This window comes from Paraburkholderia sp. SIMBA_027, from assembly GCF_046535315.1.
Lineage (GTDB): Bacteria > Pseudomonadota > Gammaproteobacteria > Burkholderiales > Burkholderiaceae > Paraburkholderia > Paraburkholderia tropica.
The window spans coordinates 1-245 of sequence record NZ_JAWRWY010001377.1; the positions used below are offsets into that span (position 1 = coordinate 1).

Consider the following 245-nt stretch of genomic DNA (forward strand, 5'->3'; position numbering starts at 1 on the left):
GCAATAACCCCACGCTGGCATCCCAGCGCCAGGCGGTCGAGGTGGCGCATTATGAGGTGGAACGCAACCGCGCCGGGCATTTGCCGAAGATCACCGCGTATGCCAGCTCGCGTCGCCAGGAGTCCGACAGCGGCAACACCTACAACCAGCGCTCTGACACCAACACCATCGGTGTCGAATTCAGCCTGCCGCTGTATGCCGGTGGCGCCGTCTCCGCGTCCACCCACCAGGCCAGCCGTGCCATG

General features: G+C 65.3%; 1 protein-coding gene. It reads left to right on the forward strand.

The genetic code is table 11. The features are described 5' to 3' along the window. A partial coding sequence (locus tag SB764_RS43690) for a TolC family protein (RefSeq protein WP_410867261.1) occupies positions 1–245 on the forward strand: 245 nt, incomplete at both ends.